16 protein-coding genes and 1 other annotated feature are annotated in these 19,957 nt (G+C 36.8%); of the genes, 12 read left to right on the forward strand and 4 right to left on the reverse strand.

All coding sequences use genetic code 11. The features are described from left to right. The coding region (locus tag BM012_RS21235; protein WP_139210418.1) for a LysM peptidoglycan-binding domain-containing protein at nucleotides 1-467 on the reverse strand (467 nt) is incomplete at its 3' end. A gap of 488 nt (nucleotides 468-955) precedes the next feature. Further along, the gene (locus tag BM012_RS21240; protein WP_074842894.1) at nucleotides 956-3,271 is read right to left on the reverse strand and encodes an immune inhibitor A domain-containing protein; all 2,316 of its coding nucleotides are present in this window, start codon (nucleotides 3,269-3,271) and stop codon (nucleotides 956-958) included. A gap of 608 nt (nucleotides 3,272-3,879) precedes the next feature. On the opposite strand from BM012_RS21240, the gene BM012_RS21245 reads away from it, so the two are divergent. The 5 genes from BM012_RS21245 to BM012_RS21270 all read left to right on the forward strand — a co-directional run bounded on the left by BM012_RS21245 (nucleotide 3,880) and on the right by BM012_RS21270 (nucleotide 9,763). Beyond that, nucleotides 3,880-4,992, forward strand: a complete 1,113-nt coding sequence (locus tag BM012_RS21245) for an acyltransferase (protein WP_225985371.1) — start codon at nucleotides 3,880-3,882, stop codon at nucleotides 4,990-4,992. Nucleotides 4,993-5,513: 521 nt separating this feature from the next. After that, nucleotides 5,514-6,293: a sporulation protein gene (locus BM012_RS21255; protein ID WP_061802728.1), complete on the forward strand. Its 780-nt coding sequence runs from the start codon at nucleotides 5,514-5,516 to the stop codon at nucleotides 6,291-6,293. Between the two features lie 51 nt (nucleotides 6,294-6,344). Continuing rightward, nucleotides 6,345-7,070, forward strand: a complete 726-nt coding sequence (gene budA, locus BM012_RS21260; RefSeq protein ID WP_061802729.1) for an acetolactate decarboxylase — start codon at nucleotides 6,345-6,347, stop codon at nucleotides 7,068-7,070. Between the two features lie 57 nt (nucleotides 7,071-7,127). Next, nucleotides 7,128-7,343, forward strand: a binding site (T-box leader). Between the two features lie 43 nt (nucleotides 7,344-7,386). Next, nucleotides 7,387-8,502, forward strand: coding sequence for a glutamate 5-kinase (proB, locus tag BM012_RS21265; RefSeq protein ID WP_061802730.1), 1,116 nt, complete (start codon nucleotides 7,387-7,389; stop codon nucleotides 8,500-8,502). 13 nt (nucleotides 8,503-8,515) lie between these two features. Continuing rightward, nucleotides 8,516-9,763: a glutamate-5-semialdehyde dehydrogenase gene (locus BM012_RS21270; RefSeq protein WP_061802731.1), complete on the forward strand. Its 1,248-nt coding sequence runs from the start codon at nucleotides 8,516-8,518 to the stop codon at nucleotides 9,761-9,763. Between the two features lie 34 nt (nucleotides 9,764-9,797). On the opposite strand, the gene aspA is transcribed toward BM012_RS21270, so the two are convergent. Further along, nucleotides 9,798-11,219, reverse strand: a complete 1,422-nt coding sequence (aspA, locus tag BM012_RS21275) for an aspartate ammonia-lyase (RefSeq protein ID WP_019395208.1) — start codon at nucleotides 11,217-11,219, stop codon at nucleotides 9,798-9,800. Between the two features lie 330 nt (nucleotides 11,220-11,549). Here aspA and BM012_RS21280 point away from each other — a divergent pair, with 330 nt between their 5' ends. The 6 genes from BM012_RS21280 (at nucleotide 11,550) to uvsE (ending at nucleotide 18,747) form a co-directional block, all read left to right on the forward strand. Continuing rightward, entirely contained in the window at nucleotides 11,550-11,951 is a 402-nt protein-coding gene (locus BM012_RS21280) for a MerR family transcriptional regulator (protein WP_061802732.1), read from the forward strand. A 5-nt stretch (nucleotides 11,952-11,956) separates the two neighbouring features. Then, the gene (locus BM012_RS21285; RefSeq protein ID WP_061802733.1) at nucleotides 11,957-13,105 is read left to right on the forward strand and encodes an MFS transporter; all 1,149 of its coding nucleotides are present in this window, start codon (nucleotides 11,957-11,959) and stop codon (nucleotides 13,103-13,105) included. Between the two features lie 213 nt (nucleotides 13,106-13,318). Further along, a complete protein-coding gene (locus tag BM012_RS21290) occupies nucleotides 13,319-14,395 on the forward strand; it encodes a D-alanine--D-alanine ligase (protein WP_061802734.1) in 1,077 nt (358 codons plus the stop codon). A gap of 86 nt (nucleotides 14,396-14,481) precedes the next feature. After that, nucleotides 14,482-15,858 (forward strand): UDP-N-acetylmuramoyl-tripeptide--D-alanyl-D-alanine ligase, encoded by a 1,377-nt coding sequence (locus tag BM012_RS21295; protein ID WP_061802735.1) that lies wholly within the window; start codon nucleotides 14,482-14,484, stop codon nucleotides 15,856-15,858. 344 nt (nucleotides 15,859-16,202) lie between these two features. Next, complete coding sequence (locus BM012_RS21300; RefSeq protein WP_061802736.1) at nucleotides 16,203-17,675, forward strand: degradosome RNA helicase CshA; 1,473 nt, start codon at nucleotides 16,203-16,205, stop codon at nucleotides 17,673-17,675. 94 nt (nucleotides 17,676-17,769) lie between these two features. Then, on the forward strand, nucleotides 17,770-18,747 hold the full coding sequence (uvsE, locus tag BM012_RS21305; RefSeq protein WP_061802737.1) for a UV DNA damage repair endonuclease UvsE: 978 nt from the start codon (nucleotides 17,770-17,772) through the stop codon (nucleotides 18,745-18,747). A 22-nt stretch (nucleotides 18,748-18,769) separates the two neighbouring features. On the opposite strand, the gene BM012_RS21310 is transcribed toward uvsE, so the two are convergent. Further along, a complete protein-coding gene (locus tag BM012_RS21310; protein WP_061802738.1) occupies nucleotides 18,770-19,357 on the reverse strand; it encodes a rhomboid family intramembrane serine protease in 588 nt (195 codons plus the stop codon). 172 nt (nucleotides 19,358-19,529) lie between these two features. On the opposite strand from BM012_RS21310, the gene acpS reads away from it, so the two are divergent. Continuing rightward, nucleotides 19,530-19,886: a holo-ACP synthase gene (acpS, locus tag BM012_RS21315; RefSeq protein ID WP_061802739.1), complete on the forward strand. Its 357-nt coding sequence runs from the start codon at nucleotides 19,530-19,532 to the stop codon at nucleotides 19,884-19,886. Nucleotides 19,887-19,957 lie beyond the last annotated feature (71 nt).

Raw genomic sequence — 19,957 nt, forward strand, 5'->3', positions numbered from 1 at the left:
GCTTGTTGCTGAGCTTGAGCCTCTTGCTGAGCTTGAGCTTGTTGCTGAGCTTGAGCCTCTTGTTGAGTAGGAGCTTGCTGCTGAACCGGAGCTTGTTGTGTAGCTGCCGGAGCGTTAGCTGTGATCGTTAATTGAACTCCTGGATGAATTATATCTGATGTTAAGTTATTTGCGTTTTTTAAGTCTTGAACAGTTACGTTAAATTTTTTGGCGATTCCCCAAAGAGTATCACCTTTTTGAATTGTATATGTTTTCTCCTCAGAAACAGTTAATTTGTCTCCAGGTAAAATTATATTTGATGTAAGGTGATTCCAATTTTTAATATCTTTTACTGAAACGTTATGTTTTTGAGAAATTCCCCAAAGCGTGTCCCCTTTTTGTACGTCGACCTCTTTCGCAGATACCTGTGATCCGATTGTTACAGATAGAGCCGTTGCTGTTAAAAGTGAAACCATCTTCTTCTTCATAAACATATCTCTCCTTTGTTAACTCTGGATTTATAAGCTAACGAGAGTCATATTAACATAGATATGTTTCAAAAGTATTACAGAGTAATTAGCTCAGTGTTACAATTTAACTACAAGGGTATGTGTTGGAAAAAAAGGAAGGTAACTTTGTTACTATTTAGCGCTCACATCAAGGGTTATACTGCTTTTTCCCTAGATAGAGAGACTTAGAAAAGAAATTTGTTTTTTTAAAATGAATAGAGCTACTTTTCCATAGGAAAATAGAGTGAGGCCAATTGGGAGAAGGTCTGAGAGGAAAAAAAAGAAAAAATTAGAGAATAAAAGATTCTAGGAAAATAAAGGATTTATTGTAATAATGTTAAAATAGTTGCAACGAATACCTACTTTTGTTACAGAATTATACAATTTAAATAAGAATGATTCCTATAAACTAGAGTGAGGAGAACAAGTAAAGAAAAAGGCAACCTTAAAAAAGGCTGCCTTTTTCTTTACTTATGAATCCATACAAGTCCTGCTGAATTATCTTTTGCTTCACCCATGACTTCGAATTTTAGACCAAGTTGAGGTAAAATTTTACCTGCATCAGGAATATTTTGATCAATGTATGTTTGGGAATCATCAAAAGCCCTATTTCCTTTTAAGGAATAGAAGTTATAGTTTCCACGCGTTAAATCATTTAAAGAGAATGGTTTCGTACGATCAAATGAAAAAGCTGCATCTGCGACTTGATAACGAGTGCTTTGGCTATACGTTATCTTCCCATCCTTTTTGCCTGCAATAGCTTTTGGATGGGCATCAATTACCCCTAAGAACCCTTCACCAGGATGTTCTCCTACCCAGTTATCTGTGAAGCTTTCATCGCCATACCAAACGACAAGCCCTGTATTGTACTTCGCATTTCTTGAATGCTCTAGAGCTTTGTCACTTCCAGCATAGTTTCTCCATTCTAGATAGTAGTAATGATCTTTTGAAAATGTTCCGTCTGATTGGATAAACCCATCCATTTCTAATTTAGGAGTTCCTTCACTATCATCTTTAAATATACTTTTGTCGTCCACAAGTACATTTGCTTCATCTAATGCGAAACCATCTAATGATAAACCACCATCTGTTACATAATTAAATTCAAGATGTACTTTCTTTCCTATAAAGGGAGTTAGGTTGTAATTTTTATCAATCCATTTTCCTTTTGTAGATTCTGCACGCCCATCTCCATCTGTGTCTTCGTCTCCAATTGTATCAATTTCTGTTTTAGTTCCATCATCTGTTACAGCATAAACATGAAGAAAGTCATAATCATATTCAATATCATAGAAGGCTTTGTATTGGAAGCTTGCCGTTTTTGCATTTGCTAAATCAAATTGTGGCGTCTTTAACGTATGATTTAAATTATCTCCCTTTGTACTATAGTAATATTGTTTGCCAAAAGCAGGGGAGATTCCTTTTACTTTTTTAGGAGGTAAATTGACTTTTACAATGCCTGGGTTGTTAGATTTTGTCACACTTTGATCTAAAATAGCTCCAACTCCATACTTATTAATATCTTCATAGTCTACTGTTGCAATGTTAGCCCAGTTTCCTCCCATTGTTGTTTGGAAAAACTCTTTGTTTTGAGGAGAGAAACTCGTTGGTTCTGTACCTGCAATCTTTCCATTCCAACTACCACCGCTCATAATAGACCATGAAGCAACAGGTTCTCCTTCTCCGCTATATTGTGTATCATATTCATCTGGTAATCCTAAATCGTGTCCATATTCATGGGCAAAAACGCCAACTGCTCCATCTTCAGGTTGAATGGTATAATCAAAAGCAGCCATTTCGCCTCCCCAATAATCAACATCTGCTTTTGTCCCATCAACAGGGTGGACTCCGTCTAGTGTCCAGCGGTGTGACCAAATCGCGTCATCTCCAAGGGAGCCACCGCCTGCTTCCTGTCCAGTTCCAGCGTGAATAATCATCAAGTGATCAACAAGCCCGTCTGGTTCATTGGCATTTCCGTCACCATCATAATCGTACAAATCATAGTTATCAAAATCTGATAACTCAATTCCAGATTTAACGGCAGCATCTAAAGCATCTTTTACTAGTCCACGGGGACCTTTTGTACCACTTGCGTTATCGTGTCCGCTTGTTCCATCTGCCCCATAATCAGCAGCATTACCTTGCACAGTCAACCAATCTGATACAGTCCCATCAACAGTATAGCTTCCACCAGATTGTTCTTCATAATACTGCTTAAATGTTTTAACTTTATCTCCATTAAAGAGCTTGAATTCCTTATCTCCAAACATCAAGTCCTCATAATGTTTTTTATTAAAGTCATCATCATACATATATCCTTCTTCTTGCTCAACATTGTTATGTTTAAAGTCATTATATTCAACAAGAAGGACAAGAACTTTGTCTGTACGTACATCACCATTATATTTTGTTTGCTTTGCTTTTTTTACGTTTACTCCATTTTTTCCTTTATTAATTTGTTTGTTTGCTTTCTCAAGTTGTTTGGCTAGCTTTTTTTGTTGTTTTTCAACTAGTTTTTCAGCTTTTTGATTAAAAGCAGCTTTCTGAGGGTGTTCCGTATTTTTTTCTACTCTTTTTTGGTTAATATAATTTTCAACAGCGCGGTCTAATGAAGAATTTGTGAGGGATTTACTTATTATGCCTTTCTCTTGGAGTTCTTTTGCTAGCCTTTCTTCGGGAATAAGTCCTGGATCAATAGGAGGGGAAGGGTTTGCTTCCACATTTGTTTGGGCAAAAGTTTGTCCATTGAGAGGAGCAAAGGACAATGTTCCGATTAGGCACATTCCAAGCAATACTTTAGTGAATATTTTTTTCTTTTTCAAAACTTCATCTCCCTTAAAAACAAAATTTTCAGAAAATATAGATAAATATATTTTAATATTTTCAAAAAAATTGTCAATATATGTTTTTACTGTGGAGGAATTTTGATTGATGATCAAAGATTAAGTAATTAAGTTAATTTAGCTTGAGTGTAGATTTTGAAAGGTGAATAAATATATAGTTTAATGAAAACCATCTTGATCGAATTAGCTAAATATAGAAAATGATATTTTTAGAAGGAATGACAGGGAGAATTACGAAGAAGATCCTATTAAACACAATATACATAGCTAACGTACACTTATTCTCATTGTAACAACTTATTATATAGAGGTTTCTATTCTTTTTGGGATAGGGAGGACAATTTCCTCAATTTGTTATCCTAGTCTTACTTTTATTCTTTGTTGTTCGCTTGTTTGATAGAGAATCAAGATGCACGGAATATATGCTTATTTTTGGTGGATTTATTTTCCGGTTATTTATGCTTTCGAATATGTTATGGTTGTAATCGTACAGGGGGTCACCTTACTTATTATCTTTAGAAGATACGATAAGGAGGAAAATGTACAAAATGAAAAAGCAAAATATACATTCTATTTATTTTCTGAGGATATTTGCAATGTTAATGGTTATTCTTGTGCATGTTACAGGAGCCTATGCTTATACACTCCCATCAGGAACAGATGCTTATGAAAAATACCACTTCATTAATCGGATCATAAGAATTGAAGCAGGGATTTTCATTGTTATCACAGGGATGGTTTTTTTCTACAATTATATTAAACGCCCGCTTACCTTATCGGTGTTGAAGAATTATTATATTAAGAGAGTGTCGTATATTTTAATTCCTTATCTTGTATGGGCAATTATTTATGAACTTTGTTCCTATTGGAGTGGTGCGACAACCTTTAATCCAAAAGAAGTCCTTGTTCGTATTGCAACAGGGGAATCATATTATCAACTCCATTTTATTTTTCTAATCGTGCAATTCTACCTTATTTTGCCTGTTTTTGTTTATATTGCTCAAAAATGGACATTTTTCCGCAAATATATGTGGGTCTTCGGGATTGCAGTAGAAGTAGGGTATTCCTTATTAAATACCGCTTTTCAATTAACAACATTTACTATTTTTGTAGACAGTTTAGCTACGTTTTTACTAGGAGCTTGGCTTGGAGTTTATTATCAAGATCAACAAGGAAAAGCATTTCGAAAGTCCAATGTGGTATGGATGATTTGTACATTTGGAATTGGCACAATAACGGTTTTACTTAGCTACTACATGTATACAGCGCGAACGCTAGATTTACCGGATATTACGTATAAACTTTCTAATTTGACATTTATGGTAGTAGGAAGTTATACAGCATTCCTTGTAGCTGAGATGTTAGCTAAAAAGTTTTCACAAAAATATATGGATATAGTTAAAAATATTGCTGTTTACTCATTTGGATTTTATTTACTCCATCCACTTGTCCTTGGAGTAGTATCGAAAATTATTCCAATAGAAGCAAATATGACTTTCCATTTCAGTATAGTCACAAGATATATTCTAGTAGTCCTGCTTTGTTATATTATTATCTGGGCTGTTCACAGGTATACTCCTTTTGCCAACCTTGTTTTTGGAAAGCTTCCGAAAAAAGCAGTGTTCCTTTATGAACGCAAATCTTCAGTGGTAAATAGATAGTTTATAGATAGAATGAACATATAATAACTTACCAAAAGAGGCTGCATATTCTGTAGCCTTTTTTGAATTCTTTATAGAGCAGAGTTTAAGTTGGTTTGTAAAGAGAAAAAAGATATGATCATAATAGTCTGTATTTTCTGTTTAGTTTAATGTTTATTGAGTGGGAATACTGTTGCACTTCGGAAGATTTGCAGTCTCTTTATGGACCAAATGGAGGTTCCATTTAGGGAGTTTTGCCTTAGATAAGAATAGAGGGTTTAAAATCCCTTCTAAAAGCTCCCTATACGAAGGGTTTTACGTTGTAGGAGGCTCTACACACCCAGGTGGAGGAGCTCCCATGGTTGTTTTAGCTGGACAACTTACCGCTGATTTAATTAAAAAAAACGAACTTCAAAAGGCAGCTAAGTAGAATATAACTTTTTTAAAAAATGCAACCAAAAAGACATATGAAGCGTATAAGGTGATACGGAGAAAATTATGAGGCTTCACATCAATGTAGTCTATATAAGGAGATGATTCGTATGTCATTTTTTAAGAAAGCCGCTGCAAGTATAGGAATTGGTTCTGCTAAAGTTGATACTGTATTACATTCAACATCATATTCTCAAGGGGATGAAGTTACAGGTGTTGTCCATGTTACAGGAGGTAATGTTGAGCAATCGATGAGTGACATTGATATTGAAGTTATGACAAAGTATCTTATTGAAGAGGATGATAAGAAACACTATCGTGAAGTGAAGTTGTTATCTCATCGCGTAACAAATTCTTTCATTATTAAAGCGGGAGAGCAAAAAGATTTTTATTTCTCCTTCCAGCTTCCTTTAGATACACCTGTTAGCGTACGAAACGTGAGTGTCTGGATTCATACAGACGTTGATATTGAAAAAGGCGTTGATAGCAAAGATAACGATTCTATCAAAGTTGTGCCACATAAGTGGATTAACAATGTGATTCAAGCTGTTGAACAAATTGGTTTTCGACTCCACGAAGCAGATTGTGAACATGCTCCGTATTTTCGACGACGTTTACCTTTTGTTCAAGAATTTGAATTTCGCCCGGTTTCTTCGCAATATAGAGGAAAACTTGATGAGCTTGAACTCGTTTTCCAACTCGAAGACCATGGCTTAGAAGTAATCGTTGAGGTAGATCGAAAAGCGAGAGGCATGTTTGGGTGGCTTGAGGAAATGTACAATGACGGGGAGCGTCTCCTTCGTGTGTATTTTGATAAGACAGAGCTTGAATCGGGACAAAAGCATGTTGAAACAAAGCTCCAAAGTTTAATCAACCAATATGCAGGGTAAAAAATGATATTGACGAGAGTAAGAACGTAGAAGAGAAAGGATGAAAGTAACGTGACAGAAGGCCAACGACAAGGTGATAATATCTATCAAGTATCAACCTTCAGTGCTTTACTAGATGGCGTGTTTGAAGGGGAAGTTCCTTTTAGTGTAGTGAAAAAGCACGGAGATTTTGGAATCGGTACATTCAACAAACTAGATGGTGAAATGTTAGCAGTTGATGGAGAATTTTATCATCTACAAGGAGATGGCACGATTAAAGAAGTAAAAGAAGGTGAGAAAACCCCTTTTGCTGCCGTTACTTTCTTTAATCCTTCTTTAACATATCGAATTCAAGAGAATGGAACAATGGAGCATATTGAACAATTTATCTCTAGTATATTACCTAGCGAAAATTTGTTTTATTCTATTCGTATTACAGGTTCATTCCGTAGTATGAAGACGCGAACCGTTTCCAAACAGGAGCCCCCATATTCTTCAATGACAGACGTTGTTGAAGAACAGAATGTTTCTACATTTAAAGATTGCAAAGGAACAATTGTTGGGTTTTACACGCCCCAGTATGTTCAAGGGCTGGCTGTTGCTGGTTATCACCTTCATTTTATTAGTGAAGATAAACAAGGAGGAGGCCACATCTTTGATTTCGAAATAGAGAGTGGAACGGTTGAAATAGGAGAGCATGCTAATCTTCAGTTTGTACTACCAAAAACAAAAGAGTTTTTAGAAGCAGATTTAATGCATGGAAATATGGCAGAAGAAATTGAAAAAACGGAAGGTTGAAAATTGTAGAAAAGATCTTCTTGACACCGTCCTTTTTTCTCGGCATAATAAAGAAAAATTAGAACGTTGAAGAGGAATAGTAATTAGATTTCCCATGTAAGAGAGCGAGGTTCATCGGCTGCAAAACCTTGTCATGGAGGAGCTAATGAACCTACCTCAGAGTCTTAGAGGGAAAATCTAAGCGTGTGTACCGGCGTTAACGGAAAAAGTGGAGCATAATAACTTGTGCTCAAATAAGGTGGTACCGCGGAAAAAGCCCTCTCCGTCCTTTTGTTAGGATGCGAGAGGGCTTTTTTGTATACGTGGAGGGGAAAAAATGAAGAAACAGCGTGTTGTTGTAAAGATTGGAAGCAGTTCATTAACAAATACAAGTGGCGGAATTGATAATACAAAATTGCGTGAACATGCAGAATCTATCGCTGCTTTACGTGCTGAGGGGCATGAAGTTGTATTAATTTCTTCAGGTGCGATCGCAGCAGGGTTTACAGAGCTTGGATATTCTTCAAGACCTGTCACGATCAAAGGAAAGCAAGCATCAGCAGCTCTGGGGCAAAGTTTTTTAATGAGTGCTTATATTGAAGCTTTCAGTACTTATGGAATAAAACCAGCTCAAATTTTGTTGACTCGCCAAGATTTTGCTCATCGTGAACGTTATAGCAATGCATATGATACGCTCTCCGAACTTTTAGAGCGCTCTGTTTTACCTATTGTAAATGAAAACGATTCAGTTTCAATTGAAGAGCTTACATTTGGTGACAATGATATGCTTTCAGCTCTTTTAAGTGGCTTAATTCACGCTGATCGTCTCATTATCCTTACAGATATAAACGGCCTCTATGATGATAACCCAAATAAAAATCCAGGTGCCAAACGGATTGACTATCTTGAACAGATCACAGAAGAGTTTTTGTCAGTAGCAAGCACTGAAGGTTCAAAGGTTGGGACAGGGGGAATGAAATCAAAACTTCTTGCTGCAGAAATGGCATTATCTCTTGGTGTACCAACCTTTATTGGAAGTGGTCAAGGACCTGGGAAGTTGCTTGAGGTTTTGGGAGGAAATGGAGATGGTACGTACGTAGGAGCCAACGTAACGGGCCTTAATACCCGGAAACAGTGGATTGCTTTTCATTCATCTTTGAAAGGAAAAGTGATGATTGATGAAGGGGCAGAAAGAGCGTTAGTGAAGGACGGGAGAAGTCTTCTTCTTGCAGGAGTTGTTGAGATAGAAGGTGTTTTTAAAGAAGGAGACGTCATTGAAGTAGAAGGAACAAACGGGATAATTGGTAAAGGAGAGGTGTGTTATTCATCAGAAGAGTTAAATCGTTTAAAAGGTAAGCGAAGTGATGAAATTGCACATAGCATTGAACGTTCTTCTTATGAAGTGATCCATCGCGATCAATGGGTTGGACAGCATAATCTCTTATTAAGATAGAGGGGGAAAAAAGATGAGTGAAGTAATTGAAAAAGGTCAAAGAGCAAAAGAAGCAGCATCTGTTCTTGTTCATAAAACAACGGATGAAAAAAATAGTGCATTAACAAGCATTGCAGCACAAATTTTGGCTCAAAGTAGCTATATATTAGAAGAGAACAGCAAGGATATTGAAGAAAATCGAGCAAAAGGTGTAGAAGATTCCTTATTAGACCGGCTTCTTCTAACAACTGAAAGACTAGAAGGAATGGCTCATGGAATCGAGCAACTTGTCAAATTAGAAGATCCAACAGGTGAAGTACTACAAACAATTGAGAGAAATGATGGACTGAAAATTACTGAAATGCGTGTGCCTCTCGGCGTTGTAGGAATGATTTACGAAGCAAGACCAAACGTGACAGTAGATGCTTCAACTCTTTGTTTAAAAACAGGTAATGCTGTTATTTTAAGAGGAAGCTCTTCTGCTTATTATTCTAATAAAGCAATCGTAAATGTTATCCATGATGGGTTAAAAAAAGCTGGTTTTCCAAAAGAGGCTGTCCAACTTATTGAAGATACAAGTCGCCAAACAGCTAAAGACCTTTTCACACTTAATGAGTATTTAGATGTTCTCATCCCAAGAGGGGGTAAAAATCTTATTCAGACCGTTGTAAGAGAGGCTTCTGTTCCTGTATTAGAGACAGGTGCAGGTAATTGCCATATCTTCATTGATGAATCTGCAGATGTAAAAATGGCATTCGAAATTGTTATTAATGCCAAAACACAGCGTCCATCTGTTTGTAATGCAATTGAGACAGTTCTTGTTCATGACACATGGCTTGCCCTCCACGGGAAAGATCTTCTTTCCCTGCTAATGGACCATGGAGTGGAAGTGCATGGCGATGAAGCTGTTTGTCAGCTTCACAGTCAGGTACAAAGAGCAACTGAAGATGATTGGGAACAAGAGTATTTAAATAAAACTGTAGCAATGAAGCGTGTGTTGTCTGTTGGGGAAGCTGTTTCACATATTAATAAATATGGAACAAAGCATTCAGAGGCTATCATTACGAATGATGAAAGTCATGTAAAGGAATTTTTTACTTCTGTAGATGCAGCAGCTCTTTACCATAATGCCTCAACTCGTTTTACGGATGGATTTGAATTCGGGTTTGGAGCGGAAATTGGCATTAGTACACAAAAGCTTCATGCGCGAGGACCAATGGGTTTAAAAGCTCTAACCTCCACTAAGTTTGTGATTAGAGGAAACGGACAAATTAAAAAATAAACAACAAAAGGCTAGCATATTGCTAGCCTTTTTATTAGTCTTCTAAAAGTTCTTCAGCTGCAATCCCAGGGTGTGTCATCTCATATGGATCGAGAATACGATCTAGCGCTTCTTCTGAAAGAACATCATATTTTAGACAAAGCTCCCGGATGGATTTTCCTGTTAGAATGGCTTCGCGAGCAATGCGGGCAGCAGGCTCATAGCCAAGATGAGGGTTAACAGCTGTAATTAATCCAACGCTTTCTTCCACATATTTTGTTAATCGTTCTTTGTTCGCTTCGATTCCTGTTAAGCAATGATCTGTAAAACTACGGAATGCATTGTTCATAATATTGATAGACTGAAGCAAGTTGAAGATTAAAACAGGTTCCATTACGTTTAGTTCAAGTTGTCCAGCTTCAGAAGCAAGGCAGATTGTATTATCATTTCCGATAACTTGGAAGGCAACTTGGTTAATTAATTCCGCCATAACAGGGTTTACTTTTCCTGGCATGATAGATGAGCCAGGTTGACGAGCAGGAAGGTTGATTTCATTCAAACCTGCTCGAGGTCCAGAAGCCATCAAGCGAAGGTCATTTGCGATTTTAGACATATTCATCATGCAAACCTTCAAAGCAGCAGATACTTCTGTATAAGCATCTGTATTTTGAGTCGCATCAACAAGATGTTCGGCTCCTACAAGTGGGAAGCCACTAATCTCTGCAAGATGTGAAACAACTTGTTTAATATATTTAGGATTTGCATTTAGTCCAGTTCCTACAGCTGTTGCTCCCATATTTACTTCATAGAGATGCTGGCGAGATTGTTTAATTCGTTTAATATCGCGCTCTAAAACACGACTATATGCTTCAAACTCTTGTCCAAGTCGGATTGGCACGGCATCTTGTAAATGGGTACGTCCCATTTTGATGACCGAGTCAAATTCTTTTGCTTTTTGGCGAAAGGTTTGGAGCATTTTATCCATTGTAATAAGTAAACCTTCTAGATGATTTAATGTTGAAATATGAATAGCAGTTGGAAATACATCATTTGTTGATTGAGACATATTTACATGTGAGTTTGGACTGAGCGTGAAATAATCTCCACGTTTCTTACCTAAAATCTCAAGTGCTCTGTTTGCGATGACTTCATTTGTATTCATATTAATCGATGTTCCTGCTCCGCCCTGAATAGGATCGACGATGAATTGATCGTGATATTCTCCATCAATGATTTCGTCTGCAGCCTTAACAATTGCTTCTCCGAGCCCTTCATAAAGGCGTTTTACATCCATATTAGCAAGAGCTGCAGCTTTTTTTACAATAGCAAGAGCTCTTATAAGTTCTTTGTCAATTCGATAGCCTGTAATCGGAAAATTTTCTACTGCACGCAGTGTTTGAATGCCGTAATAGGCTTCGTCTGGAACAGGCTTTTCTCCTAAGAAATCTTTCTCTACTCGAACATTCTCTTCTCTCATTTTCGAACCTCCATTACAATCTTCGTTGTTTAGGTGTATGATTCTTTCATTTCAATAGTGTTTACATTTTTTCTGTCTTTTTCATCTACTTAATTAGTCTTGTTAGAAAGTAGGAAAAAGATGCATAAAATATTCACAGCTATTCTTTTTGATGGTACCACTAAAAGAGGAAAATAGGGCAAAATATTTTTCTCTTTTTCCCTGATATTCGCCAATCTAAAAAGAATTATTTAACATAGAACATATTTCACTTAGTTGACAATTATATTAATGAGGAGTACGATAAATATATAATATTACGTTAACGTTAAATGTAAAGGAGAGCGTTTCTTGTATAAAATAGATGATGTAATGAAGATGACAGGTCTTACTAAACGAACGATTCGGTATTATGAAGAAATTGGACTTATTACACCTCCACAGCGTACAAAAGGAAACACAAGACTATACGTTGAGGAAAATATTAATGAACTAAAAAAGATCATTGAAGCTAAAGAAGTGCTTGGCTTTTCTCTTCAAGAACTTCAGCAGTTCGTTCACTTAAAAAAGCGGATTGAGCGAAGAAAAGCAGGTGGAGAATTGACTAAAGAAGGGTTGGAGGATTTCCAAGAAAGACTGTCGGTTCAAATCAATGAACTCGCCCGCAAAATCCAACGTATGCAGCGATTTGAACAAGAGCTTCATGAACTGATGGATAGAACAGAATATCTAAAAACAACATTAGAGGAGTGATGAAAATGGAAAATGCAAAAAGAGGACGCATTATTACCGTTTTTGCAACTTTCCTGGCATTCATGGGAATAGGGGTTGTTGATCCTATTCTCCCAGAGATTGCAAAGCAAATTGGTGCAAGTCACTGGCAAGTTGAAATGCTTTTTACGGCTTATATTTTTACAATGGCCATTATGATGATTCCAGCAGGGCTATTTGCAGCAAAACTTGGTGATAAAAAGCTTATGGTAACAGGCTTAGCTATTGTTACCGTCTTTTCATTTCTTTGTGCAATTTCTAATTCAATTGGTGCACTTTCCGGATTTAGAGCTGGTTGGGGATTAGGGAACGCTTTATTCTTTGCAACAGCAATGACGCTGCTTATTGCTCTTTCAAGCGATGCAAGTGGAGCAATTGGAATGTATGAAGCTGCAATTGGTCTTGGAATGGCAGCAGGTCCATTAGTTGGAGGTATTCTAGGTGGCATCTCATGGCGCTATCCATTCTTTGTAACAAGCATTCTTATTCTTTTAGCTTTTATTCTTGTAAGTTTCTTTGTAAAACAACCACCACTAAAACAAAAAAGACAGGCACCAGGGGTAAAAGAAATGGTTAAGCTTTTTGCATATAAACCATTTTTACAAGGTGCTTTCTCAGGCATGCTTTATTACTACGGTTTCTTTACAGTTTTAGCATACTCTCCACTTGTTTTAGGGTTATCAGCTATTCAAATTGGGTTTGTTTTCTTTGGATGGGGACTGTGCTTAGCCTATGGCTCTGCTGTTCTTTCTCATAAGCTTGAGAAAAAATGGACACCAAAGACACTTCTTAAAGTATCATTAATTGTATTTGCAATTATGCTTGTTTTACTATTTGTTGTTCAGCCTTTATGGTTAAAAATCGTAATTATCATCTTATCTGGACTAGCGTCTGGATTAAACAATGCGCTCTTTACAACGCATGTGATGGGGAATTCACCATATGAGCGTGCCATTACGTCTGGAGGTTACAACTTTATTCGTTGGCTTGGAGCCGCAATTGCTCCTCTTTTATCAGGTGTGTTAGGAGAATCACTTTCTCCTCAAAGCCCGTTCTTAGTTGCAGCGATTTTAGGATTTGTAGCATTCCTTTTAATTATGATTCCAGTAAGAAAAACAGAAAAAACTACTTTATAAGATAGACAAGAAAGTCAGGCTCAGGAAGCCTGACTTTTTTTGAGGATATCTAAAAAAGCATAAGCCAACCTTGCTTTTTCATAGGTAAAAAGTAAAGCGGGAAAAGAAATAGGAAAATGGATTCTGTTTTCAAAAATATACAATCTTTTTTTCGCAAAATGAAGGGAAAGTGATACAATAGACGAGGACATTAGGAATGTCGAAGGAGGAACAATTGTGAGAATTAAACTCGGACTTTTATATGGTGGAAAATCAGCAGAGCATCAGGTTTCTTTACAGACGGCTCTAGCGGTTATTAATGCATTGAACGGGGAGAAATTTGAAGTTCACCCTGTCTATATAACGGAAAACGGCGAATGGATTCGCGGTGAAATAATTGAAGGAAAAGTACAAGGTGTTGAAGAATTAACATTGACAGAAAAAGCAACAGCAAAAGCAATCTCACCAACGTCACTAAGCACGTTGTCTCAAGAAGGAGAAGCAGTTGATGTTGTTTTCCCATTACTTCATGGCCCAAATGGAGAAGATGGTACTGTACAAGGAATGTTAGAATTATTGAATGTTCCTTATGTAGGAAATGGAGTGCTTGGTTCAGCAGCTGGAATGGATAAAGTAATTATGAAAAACTTGTTTGCTCAAGCAGGCCTCAAACAAGTGAAATACGTTCACTTTTTAAAAGTGGATTGGAAAAATAACGAAGATGCTGCGTATAAAGAAGTAGAACAAGAACTTGGTTATCCTTGTTTTGTTAAGCCAGCTAACCTAGGTTCTAGTGTTGGGATTAACAAATGTACAAATAGAGAAGAACTTGTAAATGCATTTAAAGAAGCATTTCAGTTCGATCGTAAAATCATTGTTGAAGAGGGTATTACGGCTCGTGAAGTTGAGATTGGTGTTTTAGGAAATGATGATCCTTCTTGTTCTGTTGTGGGAGAAATCGTTGCCAAAACAGATTTCTATGATTACAAGTCAAAATATCAAGACGGTGATACAGCTCTTATTATCCCTGCTGAAGTTAGTGAAGAAACATACGCACGTATGCAGGAGGAAGCAATTAAGGCATTCAAAGCGATTGATGGCTCAGGTTTAGTACGTGCAGACTTCTTTTTAACAGAAGACGGCTCTTTAGTTATTAATGAAGTAAATACAATGCCTGGTTTTACACCTTTCAGTATGTTCCCGCTTTTATGGGAGCATAAAGGTGTGCCTTACAGTGAGCTAATTGAAAAATTAGTTGAGCTAGGTATGGAGCGTCACGCAGAGAAGCAGCAAATTAAACATACGATGTAAAAAGAAAGAGCAGAAAGAAGCACTATTCATTTATGAATAGTGTTTCTTGTGCGCTTATTGTGAAGTGAAAGGAGTCAAGTGAAAAAATGATTAAAGCAACATTAGCAAAGATAAATGAATGGATTCCGAACAGTAATGTAACAAAAGAAGAAAAAACTGAGATTCTCGGGGTTTCTACAGATACGAGAACAATTCAAAAAGGAAACTTATTTATTCCATTAATCGGGGACAATTTTAATGGCCATAAATTTGTTGAACAAGCATATGAAGAAGGAGCAGTAGCAGCATTATGGCAACGAGATCAAACACCTCAGCCTGAAGGAGTTCCGCTTGTTCTTGTTGATGATACGCTTCAGGCTTTGCAAGCTCTATCACATAACTACCGTAAATCCCTTTCTATACAAGTTGTTGGTATTACAGGAAGCAATGGGAAAACAACAACAAAAGATATGATTGCAGCTGTGGCAAGTACTAAATATAAAGTATTAAAAACAAGAGGGAATTTAAACAACCATATTGGTCTTCCTCTTACAATGCTTGAGCTTGACGAAACAATTGAGGTGGCCATCCTTGAAATGGGCATGAGTGATTTTGGTGAAATTGACCTTCTTTCAAAACTTGGCGAACCAGACATCGCGGTTATTACGAACATTGGAGAAGCTCACATTCAGAATTTAGGAAGCAGAGAAGGAATTGCAAAAGCGAAATTCGAAATCGTGAATGGTTTGAATAGTAACGGCGTATTTATTTATGAAGGGGAAGAACCGCTTCTTGCTAAATTAAGTGAAGGGGTATCATTTGAAAAGCATACATTTGGCTATAATAAAAACTGTGACCTAAGACCACTAAATGTTACACAAACAGAAAGCGGCACCGTTTTTTCATTATCAACAGATGAAAACGTAACATGTCATTTACCTGTGCTTGGAAAACATAATGTGAAAAATGCGTTAGCAAGCATTCTTGTTGGAAAAGCACTTGGCATTTCAGCAGAGGAAGCTGTGAAAGGTTTATCTCAATTGCAGCTAACAAAAATGCGCATGGAAGTGATTGAAACAAGTAGTGGTGCTCGCTTAATTAATGATGCTTATAATGCGAGTCCAACAGCAATGAGAGCTGCTCTTCACCTCTTACATGAGCTTTCGGGATACAACCGAAAAATAGCGGTACTAGGAGATATGCTTGAGCTTGGTGAGGATGAACAAGAGTATCATTATGAAGTTGGGAAATCTATTGATAAAAATGAAGTATCATACGTCTTTGCATATGGACCTTTAAGTAAGGAAGTCGCTAAAGGAGCATCAGATGCTGGGGTTGAACATGTTTATCATTTCGAGGATAAGGACACACTAAGTGAGCAACTGAGCTGTATTATAAAAGAGCAAGATGTTATTCTTTTTAAAGCTTCACGTGGTATGAAATTAGAACAAGTTATTACAACGCTCTTAGAAAAAGGAATATAAGTTATAAAGCCCCTTCACTTACGTGAAAGACAAGGAATGTAATTTTTAGGTTACTTGAATATTACTCATATTAGTGATATGATAACATCTAAAATAACATTTGATAACGACCTTTAGGATAAAGAAGGATTCTGCGAAGAAAAAGGTAGAGTTTTTCTCGCTCTTAATTGATGATATATAAGTCTTACTCTTCCATGCAGTAAGAACATTTCTGCTTGTGATCATTGTTATGAACGTAAAAGAAGAAGTGGTGCTATGTTAGCACCACTTCCTCACGTTAAAGCAGTTCTTTTATAATAGATATAATGCTTATGGGAATTTAGATTAAAAGGAGTTTGAAACAATTGACGTTATTCCAAGATTTTGAAATTAGTCAACCACTGAAAAAAGCAATTAGTAAAATGGGATTTGAAGAGGCAACACCAATTCAAGCCCAAACGATTCCAGTTACACTTGAAGGTAACGATGTAATCGGTCAAGCACAAACAGGTACAGGGAAAACAGCAGCATTCGGTATTCCTCTTATTGAGAAAATTGATGTAAATAGTCCTCGTATTCAAGCGATTGTTATTGCCCCAACACGCGAATTAGCTATTCAGGTTTCCGAAGAACTATATAAAATTGGATATTATAAACGTGTTCAAGTTTTATCTGTTTACGGAGGACAAGAGATTGGTCGCCAAATCCGTGCGTTGAAAAAAGGACCACAAATCATTGTTGGTACACCAGGAAGAATGCTAGATCATATCAACCGTAAAACAATTCGTCTTCAAGACGTACAAACAGTTGTACTTGACGAAGCAGACGAAATGTTAAACATGGGCTTCATTGAAGATATTGAAAGCATCTTAAAAGAAGTACCAAGTGAACACCAAACATTACTTTTCTCAGCAACAATGCCAAAACCAATTCAAGCAATTGCAGAGCGCTTCATGCATGAGCCAAAAGTAATCAAAACAAAGTCTAAAGAAGTGACAGTTTCAAATATTGAGCAATACTATATTGAAACACAAGAGCAAAAGAAATTTGACGCATTAACTCGTCTTCTAGATATTCAAGCACCAGAGCTTGCAATTGTCTTCGGTCGTACGAAACGTCGTGTTGATGAGTTATCAGAAGCTCTTCAAACGCGTGGTTATGCAGCGCAAGGTATTCACGGTGACCTTACACAAGGTAAACGTATGAAAGTATTGCGTCAGTTCAAAGAGCGTTCAATCGATATCCTTGTTGCAACAGATGTTGCTGCACGTGGATTAGATATTTCAGGTGTTAGTCATGTTTATAACTTTGACCTTCCACAAGATCCAGAAAGCTACGTACACCGCATCGGACGTACTGGTCGTGCAGGGAAACAAGGTAAAGCAATGACATTTGTGACACCTCGTGAAATTCCACATCTTAAAAACGTGGAAGCAACAACAAAACGTCGTATGGAGCCAATGAAAGTTCCAAGCCTAGACGATGCTCTTGAAGGTCAACAACGTCTAATTTTTGACCAAATTACAAGTGCAATTAACGAAGAAAACCTTTCTTCTTATGAGCAAATGGCTGAGAATCTTTTAGAGAAGAATGATGCAGCAAAAGTAGTAGCAGCAGCGCTTAAGTTAATGACAAAAGAGCCGGATACAACTCCTGTTAAATTAACATCTGAGCCGCCTTTACAAGTGAAAAAAGATCGTAAAAAATCATATGGTAAAGGTAACTACTCTAAAAATAAACGCAACTATAGAAATAAAGATGGACGTCAGCAATCTTCACGTTCATACGATATGAAGCAACGTCGTTCACGTACAAACAAAACACGTAAGTCTTCATAATAAAAAGCTCTAGCACATGCTGCTAGAGCTTTTTTATTTTTATGATAACGAGCTTCTTAGAGGGGCATGCTAAGAAGCAGGGAGCGTGTAAAAGATGACAAAAATACGTCTTGGATATGTTGCTATGAGTATGGAACTTGTTAATAGTTCTCCTTCTCAAACAATGACATATGCAAACTTTAAAAAAATTGGTAATAGAGAAGCTGCTATTCGGAAACTTGAGCGTATTGCGATTTCAAATCTTGAAAACTGCCTTCGTCTTTTAAAACATAACTTATGGAATGAAGTAGAATTTTTTAGGTTGAGCTCTCGTCTTATTCCTCTTGCAGGACATGAAGATCTTTCTGATTGGGACTATATGAAGCCATTGAAACCAGTCTTATCAGAAATTAAATCATTTTTAGAAGAACATCCAATGAGGATTGATTTTCATCCTGATCACTTTGTTCTTCTAAATTCCACAAAGCCTGAGATTTTGAAAAACGCTGTTCAAACACTAACAATGCATGCTCGCCTTCTGAAAGGGATGGGTATTCCAACTCAATATCGCTGTGTACTCCATGTTGGAGGCGCACACAAAAACAAAGAGAGGGCTCTTGAACAATTTATTCATAATTGGGCTCTTGTGCCAAAATCTATTGCTAAAATGGTTATGCTTGAGAATGATGATACAACGTTCAATATAGAGGATGTTTTATATCTATGCGAAAAGATTGATATTCCTTTTATTTTTGACCTTCACCATCACTTAGCAAACAATGAGGGGGAAAGATGGGAAGATCATTGGGAGAGGATGGTTGGGACATGGGCTCATTCTCCTCTTCCTATGAAAATGCATATTTCTAGTCCAAGGAGTGAGGAACAATTTCGGGCGCATGCTCCATATGTGGATCCTGAGATGTTTATTGGATTTCTTCGTACGATAAATGGAACGATCGATATGTTAGATTGCATGATTGAGGCAAAACAAAAGGATAAAGCATTAGAGAAGCTCATGAGAGATTTAAGTAAATATGATGATGTTCAAGTTTTATCAAAAGGAAGCTTTGAAATCATTAAAAAAGGAACCTAAAAAGGTTCCTTTTTTGTTCGTGCTATTTACGTTGAAGTGTGAAAAGAGAGAGAACGAAGCCACTTATAATACCGGCGAGGTGGGCAATAACGTTAATATTTGAATTTACAAATGTCATAACAAGTGCAATAATGACCATTGTCATTAGCACTTGAGCATTGTCTCGCCCAAGAATATCTTTTCGATAGAGTAAAAAGAAAAGATAGATTCCGAACAAACCAAAAATAGAGCCAGAAGCACCTACGTGTGTATAGTAAATATTTTCAAGTAAGTACGTTGCGACGTTAGCAATGATACCTGTTGTGAAATACATTAAAATAAATTTCCCTTTTCCTAATATCCTTTCAAGGGCAGGAGCAAAAATTAGGAGAGAAAACGTATTGAAAAGAAGATGGGAAAAACTTATATGTGTAATAATAGGAGTAATAAGTCTCCACCATTCTCCTTGAGAAATGTTCCCGTTAATCCCAACAAAATAATAGATTAGCGATTGCATGCTTTCTAAAGGGATTTTGGCAAGAAGCCAAACAACAATGTGAATCAAAATAAGTAGAAATACGACTGGATAGAGCTTTATAAACTCTCTAAAATTCTCAGTACGAACAAACAAAAAATCATCTCCTCTAATCAATATATCTAATGTGTTTAATTTAGGAAGGATTACAAATCTTCTTCATTATTTCATAAAGGGAAAAGAAGTTCTAATAAAGTCCCTTTCTTTACATAAAACCAAGTCAATAAAAATCACGTCATGTAAGTCTATTATAAAAGGAGTACTCTTTATGATTATCGGAATTGGAAATGATATTGTTGAGCTTGTCCGAATAAAAAGGGCGTTAGAGCGTAATGACAAGCTTGTAAAGCGGATCTTAACACCTCGTGAACAAGAGAAGTTTTATACGCTTTCAAACAAACGGAAAATAGAGTTTTTAGCAGGGCGATTTGCTGCTAAAGAAGCTTATGCAAAAGCAAAAGGAACAGGCATTGGTTCATTGCTTTCTTTTCAAGATATTGAGATTGAATATGAATTGTCTGGAAAACCTTATATTAAAAATGAACACGAAATTACACACTTGGCTATATCGCATAGTGAGCAGTATGCGATTGCAAATGTGATAATTGAAAGCCTGTCACGCTAGTCTGCATATTCGTTGTTTTCACCTCATATATTCATATTGTCCAATTAAAAGATACGACAATACATTTTTGC

Origin of the sequence: Priestia endophytica DSM 13796 (assembly GCF_900115845.1) — a bacterium.
In the GTDB taxonomy this organism is placed as follows: domain Bacteria; phylum Bacillota; class Bacilli; order Bacillales; family Bacillaceae_H; genus Bacillus_I; species Bacillus_I endophytica.

Bases quoted from the DNA above. Each gene is read 5' to 3' on its own strand.
- BM012_RS21240 (WP_074842894.1), bottom strand. From the start codon at position 3,271: ATGTGCCTAATCGGAACATTGTCCTTTGCTCCTCTCAATGGACAAACT.
- BM012_RS21245 (WP_225985371.1), top strand. From the start codon at position 3,880: ATGAAAAAGCAAAATATACATTCTATTTATTTTCTGAGGATATTTGCA.
- BM012_RS21255 (WP_061802728.1), top strand. From the start codon at position 5,514: ATGTCATTTTTTAAGAAAGCCGCTGCAAGTATAGGAATTGGTTCTGCT.
- proB (WP_061802730.1), top strand. From the start codon at position 7,387: ATGAAGAAACAGCGTGTTGTTGTAAAGATTGGAAGCAGTTCATTAACA.
- BM012_RS21270 (WP_061802731.1), top strand. From the start codon at position 8,516: ATGAGTGAAGTAATTGAAAAAGGTCAAAGAGCAAAAGAAGCAGCATCT.
- aspA (WP_019395208.1), bottom strand. From the start codon at position 11,219: ATGAGAGAAGAGAATGTTCGAGTAGAGAAAGATTTCTTAGGAGAAAAG.
- BM012_RS21285 (WP_061802733.1), top strand. From the start codon at position 11,957: ATGGAAAATGCAAAAAGAGGACGCATTATTACCGTTTTTGCAACTTTC.
- BM012_RS21295 (WP_061802735.1), top strand. From the start codon at position 14,482: ATGATTAAAGCAACATTAGCAAAGATAAATGAATGGATTCCGAACAGT.
- uvsE (WP_061802737.1), top strand. From the start codon at position 17,770: ATGACAAAAATACGTCTTGGATATGTTGCTATGAGTATGGAACTTGTT.
- acpS (WP_061802739.1), top strand. From the start codon at position 19,530: ATGATTATCGGAATTGGAAATGATATTGTTGAGCTTGTCCGAATAAAA.